This window comes from Telmatospirillum sp. J64-1 (assembly GCF_006980715.1).
Lineage (GTDB): Bacteria > Pseudomonadota > Alphaproteobacteria > Rhodospirillales > Magnetospirillaceae > Oleiliquidispirillum > Oleiliquidispirillum nitrogeniifigens.
On the sequence record NZ_SBHN01000011.1, the window covers coordinates 36,831 to 51,637 of the forward strand.

General features: G+C 67.6%; 12 protein-coding genes. All 12 read right to left on the reverse strand.

From position 1 onward, the window contains the following. Nucleotides 1-211 precede the first annotated feature (211 nt). The 12 genes from recN to murD all read right to left on the reverse strand — a co-directional run bounded on the left by recN (nucleotide 212) and on the right by murD (nucleotide 14,799). Nucleotides 212-1,879: a DNA repair protein RecN gene (gene recN, locus EPD66_RS11830; protein WP_142848722.1), complete on the reverse strand. Its 1,668-nt coding sequence runs from the start codon at nucleotides 1,877-1,879 to the stop codon at nucleotides 212-214. 17 nt (nucleotides 1,880-1,896) lie between these two features. Continuing rightward, complete coding sequence (locus EPD66_RS11835) at nucleotides 1,897-2,709, reverse strand: outer membrane protein assembly factor BamD (RefSeq protein WP_142848723.1); 813 nt, start codon at nucleotides 2,707-2,709, stop codon at nucleotides 1,897-1,899. 140 nt (nucleotides 2,710-2,849) lie between these two features. Next, nucleotides 2,850-3,842: a UDP-3-O-acyl-N-acetylglucosamine deacetylase gene (lpxC, locus tag EPD66_RS11840; RefSeq protein WP_142848825.1), complete on the reverse strand. Its 993-nt coding sequence runs from the start codon at nucleotides 3,840-3,842 to the stop codon at nucleotides 2,850-2,852. A 202-nt stretch (nucleotides 3,843-4,044) separates the two neighbouring features. Beyond that, entirely contained in the window at nucleotides 4,045-5,727 is a 1,683-nt protein-coding gene (gene ftsZ / locus EPD66_RS11845) for a cell division protein FtsZ (RefSeq protein WP_142848724.1), read from the reverse strand. A 53-nt stretch (nucleotides 5,728-5,780) separates the two neighbouring features. After that, complete coding sequence (gene ftsA / locus EPD66_RS11850) at nucleotides 5,781-7,016, reverse strand: cell division protein FtsA (protein WP_142848725.1); 1,236 nt, start codon at nucleotides 7,014-7,016, stop codon at nucleotides 5,781-5,783. Between the two features lie 19 nt (nucleotides 7,017-7,035). Further along, nucleotides 7,036-7,887: a cell division protein FtsQ/DivIB gene (locus tag EPD66_RS11855; protein WP_142848726.1), complete on the reverse strand. Its 852-nt coding sequence runs from the start codon at nucleotides 7,885-7,887 to the stop codon at nucleotides 7,036-7,038. Then, entirely contained in the window at nucleotides 7,875-8,786 is a 912-nt protein-coding gene (locus tag EPD66_RS11860; RefSeq protein ID WP_142848727.1) for a D-alanine--D-alanine ligase, read from the reverse strand. The genes EPD66_RS11855 and EPD66_RS11860 overlap by 13 nt, the downstream gene beginning before the upstream one ends. Then, nucleotides 8,783-9,715, reverse strand: coding sequence for a UDP-N-acetylmuramate dehydrogenase (gene murB, locus EPD66_RS11865; protein WP_142848728.1), 933 nt, complete (start codon nucleotides 9,713-9,715; stop codon nucleotides 8,783-8,785). Before murB ends, EPD66_RS11860 begins: the two co-directional genes overlap by 4 nt. Then, nucleotides 9,712-11,130, reverse strand: a complete 1,419-nt coding sequence (murC, locus tag EPD66_RS11870) for a UDP-N-acetylmuramate--L-alanine ligase (RefSeq protein ID WP_142848729.1) — start codon at nucleotides 11,128-11,130, stop codon at nucleotides 9,712-9,714. Before murC ends, murB begins: the two co-directional genes overlap by 4 nt. Continuing rightward, nucleotides 11,127-12,278 (reverse strand): undecaprenyldiphospho-muramoylpentapeptide beta-N-acetylglucosaminyltransferase, encoded by a 1,152-nt coding sequence (gene murG, locus EPD66_RS11875; RefSeq protein ID WP_142848730.1) that lies wholly within the window; start codon nucleotides 12,276-12,278, stop codon nucleotides 11,127-11,129. The genes murC and murG overlap by 4 nt, the downstream gene beginning before the upstream one ends. Next, on the reverse strand, nucleotides 12,275-13,408 hold the full coding sequence (gene ftsW / locus EPD66_RS11880) for a putative lipid II flippase FtsW (protein ID WP_142848731.1): 1,134 nt from the start codon (nucleotides 13,406-13,408) through the stop codon (nucleotides 12,275-12,277). Before ftsW ends, murG begins: the two co-directional genes overlap by 4 nt. Further along, nucleotides 13,405-14,799, reverse strand: coding sequence for a UDP-N-acetylmuramoyl-L-alanine--D-glutamate ligase (murD, locus tag EPD66_RS11885; protein ID WP_142848732.1), 1,395 nt, complete (start codon nucleotides 14,797-14,799; stop codon nucleotides 13,405-13,407). Before murD ends, ftsW begins: the two co-directional genes overlap by 4 nt. Nucleotides 14,800-14,807: the final 8 nt, after the last annotated feature.

A 14,807-nucleotide genomic window follows, 5' to 3' on the forward strand; every position in this document is an offset into this window, starting at 1 on the left:
AACAAGGAGGCAGGTTTTATTCGGGACACGGATGAAATTACAGCAGGTTGCTGCTCCGGCAGGCCAAGAAAATTCTTTTACATCGTCATTCCCGCGAAAGCGGGAATCCATGGTGTCGCAGCATCTGCATTGAAGGCTTCACATCCCTGTAAGCCGAAAGATGGACCCCCGCTTTCGCGGGGGTGACGATTTTGGCCGGGCGGCTTGGGGCCTACATCCGCACCATCAGGCTGGCGGCGGCGGCGCGGGCTTCGTCGGTGATCTGGGCGCCGGCCAGCATGCGGGCCACTTCCTCGCGCCGCTCGTCGTCGGAGAGGGCTTCGATGCGGGTGACGACCTTGCCTTTTTCGACTTCGGCCTTGGCGACGCGCCAGTGATGGCTGCCCAGGGCGGCGACCTGCGGCGAGTGGGTGACGACCAGGACCTGCAGGTCGGTGGCAAGGCGGGCTAGGCGTTCGCCGACGGCGGCGGCGGTGGCGCCACCGATGCCGCTGTCCACTTCGTCGAAGACCATGGTACCGGCATGGCCGACGCGGGCCAGCACCACTTTCAGGGCCAGCATGAAGCGCGACAACTCACCGCCCGAGGCGATCTTGCCCAGGGGCCCATGGGGGGCGCCGGGATTGGTCGAGACCTCGAAGGCGACACGGTCCAGTCCGGTCTCGCCCCACTGGCTTTCGTCGAGGCTTTCCACCCGGGTACGGAAATCGGCCTTGTCCAGCTTCAGCGGCTTCAACTCGCCGTTGACCGCCTTGTCCAGGTCCTTGGCGGCCTTGGTCCGGGCGCGGGAGAGGGCGCGGGCGGCTTCCAGATAGGCTTCGCGGGCGGCCTGTTCCTCGCGCCGCAGCCGGGCGATATCCTCGCCGCCGCCTTCCAGGGCACGCAGCTGGCGGGCCAGATCGTCGCGCAGAAGCGGCAGGGAATCGACGTCGGTGCCGTGCTTGCGGGCGCAGGAGCGCAGCGCGAAGAGGCGTTCCTCCACCTGTTCCAGGTGGCGCGGGTCGAGGTCGATCTCGCTGGAGGCTTTTTCCAGCAGGTTGGTGGCCTCGGCGGCTTCGACGGCGGCACGGTCCAGGGCGGCGATGACGCTTTCGAGGCGTCCTTCGGCCTTGTCGGCGATGCGTTCCAGGGCCCGCATGGCCGACCGCAGGCTGCCTTCCACGTCGCCTTTCTGGGTCAGGGCGGCGAAGGCGGCATTCATGCCTTCGAGCAGCTTCTCGCCATGCATCATCACCGAACGGCGTTCGGCCAGTTCCTCTTCCTCGCCAGGCTTGGGGTCGAGCGTCTCGAGCTCGTCCAGGGCGAAGCGCAGGCTTTCCTCTTCCAGGCGGGCACGGGCCAGCTCGGCCTCGGCCTGTTCGCGGCGGTCGCGGGACTCGCGCCAGGCGCGGAAGGCGCCGCGCAAGGCGGCCACATCCTCGTTCAACCCGCCGAAGGCGTCGAGGACGGGGCCGTGGGTCGCGGAATCCATCATGCCATGGGCGTCGAACTGGCCGTGGATCTCCACCAGTTCCTCGCCGATGCGGCGCAAAAGACCGATGCTGGCGGCCTGGTCGTTGACCCAGGCGCGCGAGCGGCCGTCGGTGCCGACCGTGCGGCGCACCACCAGCATGTCCTCGGCCTCGATTCCCTGTTCGTCCAGGATGGCGCGGACGGGATGGTTCGGCGGCAGGTCGAACTCGGCGGTGACGGAAAGCTGACTGGCCCCCTTGCGGACGAGTCCGCTATCTGCGCGCGCGCCGAGGGCCAGACCCAGCGAATCCAGAAGGATCGACTTGCCGGCGCCGGTTTCCCCGGTCAGGACCGAAAGCCCGGCGCGGAAGGCGATGTCGAGCTTTTCGATCAGCACGACGTCGCGGATGGACAGGCTGAGCAGCATGGTCGTTCCGGTGGTGGTTAGAACAGCGACCTGAACCAGCCAGTCCTGGCGGCGCCCGGCGCCTCGCCCTCGGTGACGAGGCCGTAGGAATCCACATACCATTCGCTGCCGGGATAGTTATGGCCCAGCACGGCGGCGGCCTGCATGGCTTCCTTCTCCAGACCCAGGGCGGTATAGGCTTCGATCAGGCGGTGCAGGGCCTCGGGCACGTGGCTGGTGGTCTGGTAGTGATCGACCACGTTGCGGAAGCGGTTGATGGCCGCCAGATACTGGCCCCGGCGCAGGTAATAGCGCCCCACATTCATTTCCTTACCCGCCAGATGGTCGCGGGCGAGGTCGATCTTCAGGCGCGCATCGCGGGCATATTGCGAGTTGGGGAAGCGGTCCACCACCTCTTGCAGCGTCTTCAGCGCGTTCTCGGTCATCTTCTGGTCGCGGCCCACATCGGCGATCTGCTCGTAATAGCTGAGCGCCTTCAGGTAATAGGCGTAATCGACGTCGCGGTTGCCCGGATGCAGCTGGATGAAGCGGTCGAGCGCGATGATGGCTTCGTCATACTGGCTGCGCTCGTACAACGCATAGGCGCCCATCAATTGGGCCTTGGTGGCCCAGAGGGAATAGGGGTGCTGGCGCTCGACTTCCTCGAAAGCCTTGGCGGCGCGTTCGAACTCGCGATTCTCCAGGTAATCCATCGCCTGGTTGTAAAGCTGTTCGACCGGTTGCTCGACATAGGTGTCTTCGGGCGAGGAAGCACAGCCACCCAGCACGAGCAGGGCGGCAAGGGACATGGCGCGCAGGCGCCCGGCAGACGGGAGGAAAGGACGTGTCATGCTCATCCGCTGGCGAGGGTCGCTGTCAAAAAAACCGCCGGGGGTTCCACCCCCAGCGGCGCGACTATAGCACTTCTCGAAGAGATTGACATACCGGCGAGGGCAGGAAAAGCCACCCTTTAGGTCAATGTCTTGCCGACTCAGCCGTTCGCGGCCAAAGGCAGGGCTTCCGGCATCGCTTTCGCGGCGAGCGCCCGGCCTTCCTCCTCGCCGGCATCGGCCCATTCCCAGGCCTGATCATCGGCGAACAGGGCCCGCAGCAAGCGGTTGTTCAGGGCATGGCCCGAACGGATGCCGTGGAAATGGCCGAGGAGCGGCGCCCCGGCGAGATAGAGGTCGCCGACGGCATCAAGGATCTTATGGCGGACGAATTCGTCGTCATAGCGCAGGCCTTCCTCGTTGAGGACACGCTCGCCGTCGCTGGAAATGACCACGGCATTGTCCAGCGAGCCGCCGCGCGCCAGCCCCATCGAGCGCAGCGCCGAGACTTCCTGTTCGAAGCCGAAGGTACGGGCGCGGCTGATCTCGGCCTTGAACGCCCCTTCGGAAAGATCGAGGGCGCATTCCTGGCGGTTGATGGCGTTCGAGGAGAAGTCGATCTCGAAACGCACCGAGAAGCTGTCGGACGGCATCAGGGAGGCCATCTTGTCGCCGTCGGTGACGACCACCGGCTTGAGCACGCGGATGGCGCGGCGCGGGGCGTCCTGCTCGACCACGCCGGCGCATTCGATCAGGAACAGGAAGGGCGCGGCGGAGCCGTCCATCACCGGCACTTCCTCGCCGTTGATGTCGATCTCGGCATTGTCGATGCCCATGCCGGCCAGCGCGGCCATCAGATGTTCGATGGTCTTCACGCCGACGCCCTGATCGTTGCTGATGCAGGTATTCATGCGGGTATCGGAAACGCTGGCCCAATGGGCGGGGATCAGCGCGCCCTTGCCGGGAATGTCGACGCGGCGGAAGACGATGCCGCTATTGGCTTCGCCGGGACGCAGGGTCATGGTGATCTTGGCGCCGGAATGCAGGCCCACACCCTTGCAGGTGATGGCCGATTTCAGCGTGTGCTGGCGCTGCGGACGGACCTTCTCAGAGGAAACCGCTTGGATATCCGGGGTGGGGAGGCGTCCGATCATGACCATGGAAGTACCTTCGCTTTTTACTGCCGGCGCGTCGCGTAACGCCTTCATTTCATGGTCCAAATGTATCAATCGTGGTGCAGTGCCACAAATCAAGGATTGTTACCAATTGTTACGCCGTATGGGGTTCTTGAAAGGGAAAGGGTCCGACCCTTTTGGTCGGACCCTATGCGCAAGGGATTAGGATGAAGAGCCGGGTTTAATTGGCCTGGCGGCGCAGGAAGGCCGGGATGTCCAGGTCGTCGCCCCGGCTGGTGGGGGTGCGGTCAGCCTGGTTGACCGACAGGCCCTGGGACGCCGGTTGGGCCGGGCGTGGAGCCGCCGGTTCGGCCGGGCGCTGGGCGGCCAGCGGCTGCGGCTGGGGCGCATAGGACTGGCCGATCTGCGGCTGCTGGGGCTGCGGTTGGGCCTGCGGGGCCGCCGGTTGCGGAGCGGTGCTCGCCGACGGATAGCCGACGCCGGTGCCGCGGCGCACGGTGGCGGCGACCCGTTCGAACAGGCTCGGCGCGCGGCGCTCGCCTTCGGTCTGCCCGACCGGACGCTGGGCGACGGGCGTCGCCGGGGTCGGATAGGCATGGACCGGAGCCGCCGCCGGGGCGCTGACCGGCGCCTCGGGGATATAGGTGTTGCGCGGCATCGCCGGTTCGGCGGGCTGCGAGACAGCGATTTGCGGCTGCAGGCCCTGTTGCTGGACCTCGGCGCGCAGGGCGGCGAAGCTTTCGCTGGTGGCCTGTTCGGTCTCGGCGGCAACCAGGGAGTCTTCGGCCAGGGCCGGCTCGGCGGGCTGGGTCGTCGCGGCGGGCATCGGGCGCAGGGCCGGCTGGCCGGAGAAGATCGGCGTGCGGACCGTGGCGGCGGCAGGCTGCGCGGGCTGTTCTTCCACGGCAGCGACCTGGACCGGGCGCTGCTGCTGGACTTCCGCCTGGATGCCGGTGGCCACCACGGAAATGCGGATGCGGCCTTCCAGGCTGTCGTCGAAGATCGAGCCGAAGATGATGTTGGCGTCGGGGTCGACCTGATCGCGGATATGGTTGGCCGCTTCGTCGACCTCGAACAGGGTCATGTCCGGGCCGCCGGTGATGTTGATCAGGACGCCGCGCGCACCCTTCATCGAGGTGTCGTCGAGCAGCGGGTTGGAGATGGCGGCTTCGGCGGCATCGACGGCGCGGTTGTCGCCCGAGGCCTCGCCGGTGCCCATCATGGCCTTGCCCATCTCGCTCATCACCGCGCGCACGTCGGCGAAGTCGAGATTGATCAGGCCGGGCATCACCATCAGATCGGTCACGCCGCGCACGCCCTGCTGCAACACGTCGTCGGCCATCTTGAAGGCATCGGCGAAGGTGGTGCGCTCGGTGGCGATGCGGAACAGGTTCTGGTTCGGAATGACGATCAGCGTATCGACGAATTGCTGCAATTCCTCGATGCCCGCCTCGGCCGAACGCATGCGGCGATGGCCTTCGAAGGAGAAGGGCTTGGTGACCACGCCGACGGTCAGGATGCCCATCTCGCGCGCCGCACGGGCGATCACGGGGGCGGCGCCGGTGCCGGTGCCGCCGCCCATGCCGGCGGTGATGAAGACCATGTTGCAGCCCTGGAGATGCGTCATGATCTCTTCCAGGCTTTCCTCGGCGGCGGCCCGGCCGATATCGGGACGCGAGCCGGCGCCCAGGCCTTGCGTGACCCCGGTGCCGAGCTGGATGCGGCGTTCAGTGCGCGACTGGGCCAGGGACTGGGCGTCGGTGTTGGCGACGACGAACTCCACCCCTTCCAGATGCGACATGATCATGTTGTTGACGGCGTTGCCGCCGGCACCGCCGACGCCTACGACCGTGATGCGGGGCTTCAGTTCCGGGCCCCTCTCCGGCAGAAAGGTGATGCTCATGTTCTAGTCCCTCCGCGCTAAATTCCGTGGCGCCGTCCCGACGCAATTCATCTTCAGAAGTGTTCCTTCAGCCACGACCCGATCCGGCCAAGCTTGCCGGAGGGGCGGCTGCTGTTTCGCATAGTCTTCACCGGCGCCGTCTTGGGGGTCAGCGCCGCGTGGCGTAAGAGTCCGGCGCAGGTGGCGAAGGCCGGGCCGCTGGTGGATTCGGTCAGCCCGGTCAGGCCCACCGGGCGGCCCATGCGCACCTGCTTGTCGAGGATCAGGGCGGCGAGGTCGCGCACGCCCTGCATCTGGCTGGCGCCGCCGGTCAGCACGACGCGGCGGCCCGCCAGCTTGTCGAAGCCCTTGGCCTGGAGATGGGAACGCACTAGTTCGAAGGTTTCTTCCAGGCGGGGGCGGATGATCTGCACCAGCATCGAGCGGGCGACCTGATTGCCCGAGGAATCGTCTTCCTCGCCGACCAGCGGCACTTTCAGCAATTCGCGCTCGTCCGAGGGCGAGGGCATGCAACTGCCGTAGAGGGTCTTCATGCGTTCGGCATGAACCAGCGGCGTGGACAGGCCGCGCGCGATGTCGTTGGTGACATGGTTGCCGCCAACCGGGATGACGTCGATATGGTGCAACTGGCCCTGCACGAAGACGGCGATCGAGGTGGTGCCGCCGCCCATGTCGATCAGGGTCACGCCCAGGTCCTTCTCGTCCTCGACCAGGCAGGACAGGGCCGAGGCATAGGGCGAGGCGACGCGGGCCTCGACATCGAGATGGCAGTGATTGACCACCGTGGTCAGGTTGCGCACCGGGCCGGTGGCGGCATCGATCAGGTGGATCGAGACTCCCAGGCGGTCGCCATACATGCCGCGCGGATCGCGGATGCCTTCATTGCCGTCGACGATGAAGTCCATGGGGATGGAATGCAGCAACTCGCGGTCGGGGGCCAGGGAATGGTGGCGGCCGTGGTCGAGCATGCGGCGGATTTCCGACTCGCCGATCTGCTGGCCGGGCAGGGCGATTTCCACCTGCACGGGATGGGAGGTCGGCTGCCCGCCCGAGATGTTGACCACCACTTCGCGGATGCGTTCGTCGGCCATCTTCTCGGCGGCATCGACGGCGGCGCGGATCGAGGTCTCGGCCTCTTCCATGTCGACCACGGCGCCGCTGCGGATGCCGCGCGAAATCTGGTGGCCGATCCCCAGCACACGCAGGCCGCCATCCTCCTCGGCATGCGCGATGAAACACGCCACCTTGGTGGTTCCCACATCCAGAGCTGCGATCAGACCGTTACGCACGTCGTGGCTTCCTTAGTCCTCAGGCTTCCTTGCCGGGAGCACTTTTTCTGTTGCGGATGGCGGTAGGATGGGCGTCGGGGCTGCCGGCGCGCAGCACCAGCCGGTCGGGCAGGCGCAGGTCCACCGCCACGATGTCGCGCGACAGCAGGTTCTGCCGCCGTTCCAGTTCGGCCAGGCGGTGCCAGGCACCGGCCGGGTCTTCCTCGGGCAGATGCACGTCCACGCCTTCCAGGATGTCGTCCAGGCGCAGGTTCCAGCGCCGCTCGCCCACGCGCACGGCGGCCTTCACCCGTTGGGCGAGGTCGGGCTCGGTGGCCAGCATCGCGAACAGGTCGGCGGCATGGGCCGGGGCGCCGTCGCCGACGATCAGCGGCAGATGGGTGAAGAGTTCCACGTCCTCGGGGATCTCGCGGCCTTCGGCGTCGACCATCATGAAGCGCCCCTCGATCTGCCACAGGGCGATGGGATTGCGCTCGGTGAGGGTCAGCACGATCTCGTCGGGCAGGCGGCGCTCGATCGAGGCGCTGGCGACCCAGCCCAGGGCTTCGACGCGCTGGCGGGCGACTTCCAGGTCGATGCCGAGGATCGGATCGCCGCGCTGCACGTTCAACGCGGCCAGAAGATGTTCCGGCGGCGTGCGGCTGCGGCCCCTCACATAGATTTCCTCGACCCGCAGTCCGGCCTGGGCGCCGGTTTCCACCAGGCTGGCCGTCACCGCGTCCAGGGCGCCGTCCGAGACGGCCTTGGCGCCGCCCCAGAAGGCGGCTCCACCCAGCAGGGCGAAGGCGAGCGCCGTCAAGACGCGGCGGCGTCCGCGCGTCAGGGGCAGGCCGAAGCGGCGGGGCTGGCGGTCGTCTGTCACGCGTCGCATGTCGCCTGCTCCACCATCCACGCGACCAGCTGCGGGAAGGAGATCCCGGCATGGGCGGCGATATCGGGAACCAGAGAGGTGGAGGTCATGCCCGGCTGGGTATTGACCTCCAGCACCACGAAGCGCGGCTCGTCTCCGGTGTCGTCATAACGCAGATCGGTCCGGGAAACGCCCCGGCAGCCCAGGGCGCGATGGGCTTCCAGGCCCAGGCGCAGGGCTTCGGCATAATCCTTTTCGGGCAGCGGCGCGGGCATCAGGTGGCGCGAGCCGCCCGGGGCGTATTTGGCTTCGTAGTCATAGAAGCCGCGATCCGAGGTGATCTCCAGTGCGCCCAGGGCCTTGTCGCCCATCACCGCCACGGTGATCTCGCGGCCGGGGACGAAGGTCTCGACCATCACGAATTCGCCGAAGGGCCATTCGTTGAAGGGCAGGGGGGCGTTCTCGCGGATGATGTAGACGCCGACGCTCGATCCCTCGTTCAGCGGCTTCATGACATAGGGCCGGGGCAGGGGATCGCCGTTCAGCACCTCGCGGCGATGGACCACGCGGTCCTCGGCCACGGGCAGGCCGGCGGCGGCCATCAGGCGCTTGGCGGTGGGCTTGTCCATGGCGACGGCCGAGGCCAGAAGGCCGGAATGGGTGAAGGGGATGCCCAGGATGTCGAGCACGCCCTGCACGCAGCCGTCCTCGCCCCAGCGGCCATGCAGGGCGTTGAACACCACGTCGGGGCGGGTCTGTTCGATGGCGGCCAGCAGGGACTTGAGGTCCCGTTGCAGGTCCACGACGGACACCTCGTAGCCGGCTTCCTCCAGCGCCCTGGCGGCGGCCTTGCCGCTGTTCAGCGAAACCTCGCGCTCCGCCGACCAGCCGCCCATCAGGACCGTGACGCGCTTTTTCATGGCTGCTGCTCCTGCTTCTTGACGCCGATGCGGCGGATTTCCCACCGCAGCTCGATCCCGCTGGTCTCGAAGACGCGGCGGCGGACTTCCTCGCCCAGTTCCTCGATATCCTCGGCGGTGGCACCGCCCGTATTGATCAGGAAATTGCAGTGCTTTTCCGACACCATGGCACCGCCGCGCCGCAGGCCCCGGCAGCCGGCCTCGTCGACCAGCTTCCAGGCGCTGTGGCCGGGCGGATTGGCGAAGGTCGAGCCACCGGTGCGGGTGCGGATGGGCTGGCTTTCCTCGCGGGCGGCCTTGATCTCTTCCATCCGGTGGGCGATGACCGAGGGCTCGCTCTTATGGCCGCGCAGGCGGGCGGCGGTGAAGATCCAGTCCTCGGGTAGGCCGCAATGGCGGTAGCTCATGTCCATCTCTTCGGGCGGCAGGCGATGGACATTGCCCGCCGCGTCCAGGATTTCGGCCTCGACCAGGACGTCCTTGATCTCGCGGCCATAGGCCCCGGCATTCATGCGCAACGCGCCGCCGATGGTGCCGGGCACGCCGGAGAGGAATTCCAGCCCGCCGAGACCGGCATCGCGCGCGACCATGGCGACATTAAGGTCGAGGGCCGAAGCCCCGGCCACGATCTCCTCGCCCTCGGGGGTGATGCCGGTGAAGGCGCGGCCCAGGCGGACCACGACGCCGGGCACGCCGCCATCGCGCACCAGAAGGTTGGAGCCAACGCCGATAACCGTCACCGGCACGCCTTCGGGCTTGGCGGCCAGGAAGGCAGCCAGATCATCCCGGTCGGCGGGCTTGAACAGCACCTCGGCCGGGCCGCCCACCTGGAACCAGGTCACCCCGGCCAGGGAAGCGTCGGCCGTCAGCCGGCCGCGCACCGGCGGCAGACGGTCGATCAGATGACGGGAGCGGCGGAAAAGGCTCATCCCTGCAGAACCTCCAGGGAGTCGAGCTGGCCGGGCAGGGCATGGGCCCAGTTGGTCACGCTGCCGGCACCGAGGCAGACCACCATGTCGCCGGGGCGGGCGATGGACTTGACCAGCTCGGGCAGGGCCTCGGGCGAGGGCAGGGCCATGACGCGGCGGTGGCCGTGTTCCTGCAAGCCCTTGATCAGGGCATCCCGGTCATAGCCCTCGATCGGCTGCTCGCCCGCCGGATAGACGTCGGAGACGACGACCATGTCGGCATCGTTGAAGCAGGTGCAGAAATCCTCGAACAGGCTTTTCAGGCGCGAATAGCGGTGCGGCTGCACCACGGCGATGACATTGCCGGGGCAGGCGCTGCGCGCGGCCCGCAGCACGGCGGCGATCTCCACCGGATGGTGGCCGTAATCGTCGATCACCGTCACGCCGCCGGATTCGCCGGTCTTGGTGAAGCGCCGCTTGACGCCGCTGAAATTGGCCATGGCCTTGCGGATCACTTCGTCGGTCAGGCCCATTTCCCGGGCGATGGCGACGGCGGCCAGCGAATTCAGGACGTTGTGCTCGCCATACATGGGCAGATGCACGTCCGCCAGGGTCCGGCTTTCGCCGGTGACGCGGTCGGTCAGGATCACGTCGTATTCGGCGCCCGACATGCCGATGCGCAGATTGGTGGCGCGGATGTCGGCCTGGGGGCTGAAGCCGTAGGTGACGATCTTGCGGTCCGGCACCTTGGGGATCAGGGCCTGGACCTCGTGATGATCGATGCACAAAGCGGCGAAGCCGTAGAAAGGGATATTCTCGACGAAGGTGCGGAAGGCCGCGCGCAGGCGGTCGAAATCGCCCCAATGGTCGAGATGTTCGGGATCGATATTGGTGACCACCGCGATGGTCGCCGGGATCTTGATGAAGGTGCCGTCGGATTCGTCGGCTTCGACCACCATCCATTCGCCTTCGCCCAGGCGGGCATTGGTGCCCCAGGCATTGATGATGCCGCCATTGATCACGGTCGGGTCCAGCCCGGCGGCGTCCAGCAGCGAGGCCACCATGCTGGTGGTCGTGGTCTTGCCATGGGTGCCGGCGATGGCGACGGACCATTTCAGGCGCATCAGCTCGGCCAGCATCTCGGCGCGGCGCACCACAGGCAGCAGCTTGGCGCGGGCGGCCATGACCTCGGGATTGTCGGCGCGTACCGCCGAGGAGATCACCACCACCTTGGCGTCGCCCAGGTTTTCGGCGGCCTGGCCGATATGGATGGTGATGCCCAGGTCGCGCAGGCGCTTGACATTGGCATTGTCGGCCATGTCGCTGCCCTGAACCGAATAGCCCAGGTTATGCATGATCTCGGCGATGCCGCTCATGCCGATGCCGCCGATGCCGACGATATGGATGGTGCCGATGGAAAGCGGCAGGGATCTCATGAAAGCATCTCCGTGGCATGAGGAAGCGGGGCTTGCTGCTGCTGCGGCCGCAGATCGGCGGGGATCAGGTCGGCAACGACATCGGCCAGGCGCTGGGCGGCGTCGGGACGGCCTGCCAGCCGGGCGCAGGCGGCCGCCTTCTCCAGGCTGTGGGGCAGGCTGAACAGGCTTTCCAGCCGGGCCGCCAGGGCTTCGGGCGTGAAGGCGTCCTGGGGCATCAGCCAGGCCCCGCCCACTTCGTCCACCGCATGGGCGTTGGCAGTCTGATGGTCGTCGATGGCATGCGGATAAGGCACCAGGATGGCGGGGCGCCCCGCGGCGGTCAGCTCGGCCACGGTGGACGCGCCCGAGCGGGCGATGACCAGATGGCTGGCGGCCAGGCGCTGGGGCACGTCGTCGAAGAAGCTTTGCAGCGTCGCCGCGATGCCCGAGCCCTCATAGGCGGCCCGCACCTGATCGATATCCTCGGGGCGGCATTGCTGCGAGATCTCGATGCGGCGGCGCAGCGCCTCGGGCAGGGCGGTCAGGGCGGCGGGGACGACCTCGCTCAGCGCGCGGGCTCCCTGGCTGCCGCCGAGAACCAGCAGGCGCAAGGCGCCGTCGCGGCCCAGCGCCGGATAGGGGGTGTCGCGCAGGGCGGCGATTCCCGGGCGCACCGGATTGCCCACATGCACGACCTTGTCCCGGGCCGTTTCCGGCAGGTGCTTGACCTCGGCGAAGGAGGTGGCGATGCGGTCCACGCGCCCGGCCATCAGGCGGTTGGCCCGGCCCAGCACGCCGTTCTGCTCGTGGATGACGGTGCGGAAGGAGCTTTGCGCGGCCATCATGGTCGGCACCGAGGCATAGCCGCCGAAGCCCACCACCACGGCGGGTTTCAGCTTGGCCAGGATGCGCCTTGCCTGCAGGCCGCCCAGGGCGAGGTCGATCACGCCGCGCAGGCGGCCCATGAGGCCGCGTCCGGCGATGCCGCCGGCACGGATGCGCCAGGTTTCCAGGCTGCCCAGCTTGCCGCCATAGACGGCGCCGCGCCGGTCGGTGATCAGGGCGAGGCGGTAGCCGCGGTCGAGCAATTCGCTGGCCAGGGCCTCGGCGGGAAAGACGTGACCGCCGGTGCCGCCGGCGGCCAGCACGATCAGGGGGGCGGTCATTGCAATCCTCCGGTGCCGAACCTGCGACGGGACAGCGCCAGCACCATGCCCATGGCGATGGCCAGGGCCAGCAGCGACGAACCGCCGTAGGAGATGAAAGGAAGGGTCATGCCCTTGGTCGGCATCAGATGCAAGGTCGAACCCATGTTGATGACGGCTTGCAGGCCGAACTGGACCAGCAGGCCCGCTCCCGCCAGCAGCACGAACAGATTGTCCTCGTGCAGCATCCGGGCGAAGCCGCGCAGCACGATGAAGGCGAACAGGCCGACCACCACCAGGCACAGGATCAGGCCGAATTCCTCGCCCGCCACGGCCATGATGAAATCGGTATGGGCATCGGGCAGCACCGCCTTGACGCGGCCTTCCCCCGGGCCCAGGCCGAAGAAGCCGCCTTTCTTGAAGGCCTGCATGGCGGTGGCGACCTGATAGCTGTCGCCCGAACTGGGATCGAGGAAGCGGTCGACGCGGCTGGCGACGTGGGGGAAGCTCTGATAGGCGCCGATCACCCCGGCGACGCCCGCCATGATGCAGATGACCACCAGGGCCAGCGGCAGCCCGGCCAGGAAGAACTGGGCGAAGAACACCGCCGACAGCACCAGGGTCATGCCCACGTCGGGTTGCAGCAGCAGCAGGGACGCAACCACGGCATAGAGGCCGCAGGCGATCATGTTGCCGGGGAAGGCGTTGCTCTCGCGGGCTTCGGCGAACATCCAGGCGGCGACGACGGCGAAGAAAGGCTTGGCGAATTCTGACGGCTGGAGCGAGATGCCCGCGATGTTGATCCAGCGCGTCGCGCCCTTGATCTCGGGGCCGATCAGCAGGGTCAGGATCATCAGCAGGATCGCCGCCAGCAGGCCGATTGCTGCCAGCCGCCGCACGCCGCGCGGGCTGAGCAGCGACACCGCCAGCATGACCACGATGCACAGCGGCAGGAACATGAACTGGCGGCGCACGAAATGGAAGCTGTCGGCCCCGATGCGCTCGGCCACGGCCGGGCTGGCCGCCAGGATCAGCATGGCGCCGACGGCGATCAGGGCTGCCAGCGCCGCCAGCAGCCAGCGGTCGACCGTCCACCACCATTCGCCGAGGATGCTCGTATCGGTACGGCCGAAGCCGATGGAAACGCTCATTCCCGCGCCTCCTTTCCGGCGGGCAGCGCCTGGACGAGCTGGCGGAAGGTTTCGCCGCGATGCTCGAAGCTCTTGAACTGGTCCCAGGAGGCGCAGGCCGGAGACAGCAGCACTACCGCGCCGGGGATCTTCTCCGCCGATGCCATGTCATGGGCGCGGGCCAGCGCCGTCGCCAGATCGCCGCATTGGCTGAAGGGCACCTTGCCTTCCAGGCTTTTGCCGAAGGCTTCCGCCGCCTCGCCGATCAGGAAGGCATGGCGGATGCGGCCGAACAGGGGCGACAGCGTTTCGATGCCGCCTTCCTTGGCCAAGCCGCCCGCGATCCAGTAGATGGCGTCGTAGCAGATCAGGGCTTTCTCGGCGGCATCGGCATTGGTCGCCTTGCTGTCGTTGACATAGGAGATGCCGTCGACCACGCGGACCAGTTCCTGGCGGTGCGCCAGGCCGGGATAGGTCTTCAGGCCGGTGCCGATCTGGCCGGGGCTCAAGGACAGCGCGCGGGCGGCGGCGTAGACGGCGGCGGCATTCTGCCAGTTGTGGCGGCCGGGCAGGGTGGCCACCTCGCGCAGGTCGATGGCGGCGCAGCCCTCGCCGTCGCAATCCGCATACAGCACGCCCGCCGGGGCGGAGACGCCCTGTCTGACCCGGTTCCGGGCCGAAACGGGCATTACGCGCAGGCGGCCTTCGGCGACCAGCTCGTCGTGGATGGCGCGGCAATATTCGTCATCCATGCCGATCACCGCCGTCCCGCCATCGCGGACCATGCCGAAGATGCGGCGCTTGGCCGCGACATAGCCGTCCATGCCGCCATGGCGCGACAGATGGTCGGGGGTGATGTTGAGCAGCACGCCCACATCCAGCTTCAGCGAGGGGCAGAGTTCCAGCTGATAGGAGGACAGTTCCAGCACATAGGTGCCGTCGCCGCCCAGGGCATCCAAGTCCAGGGCGGGGCGTCCCAGATTGCCGCCCACGGTGATGGAGCGGCCGGCATTCTTCAGCACATGGGCCAGCAAGGTCGTGGTGGTGGACTTGCCGTTGGTGCCGGTGATGGCGGCAAAGCGGGCATCGGGGCGGGCGCGGGCCAGCAATTCCACGTCGCAGACCGGCTCCAGCCCCAGGGCGCGGGCTTTCTCGGCCACTTCATGGGGCTTGGGGAAGGTGTGCGGGATGCCGGGGCTCCACACCAGGCAATCGAACCGGGACAGGTCCTGGTCGCGCAGATCGGCCACGGCAATGCCTTCGGCCTGCGCCTGGGCGCGGGCGGCTTCGCCGTCGTCCCAGGCGACCACCTCGGCGCCGCTTTTGATCAGCGCACGGGCGGTGGCCGTGCCGGACTTGCCCAAGCCCATCACGCTCACTTTCCGTCCTGCCATGAAGGGAAGTTCGATCACGCTTTGAC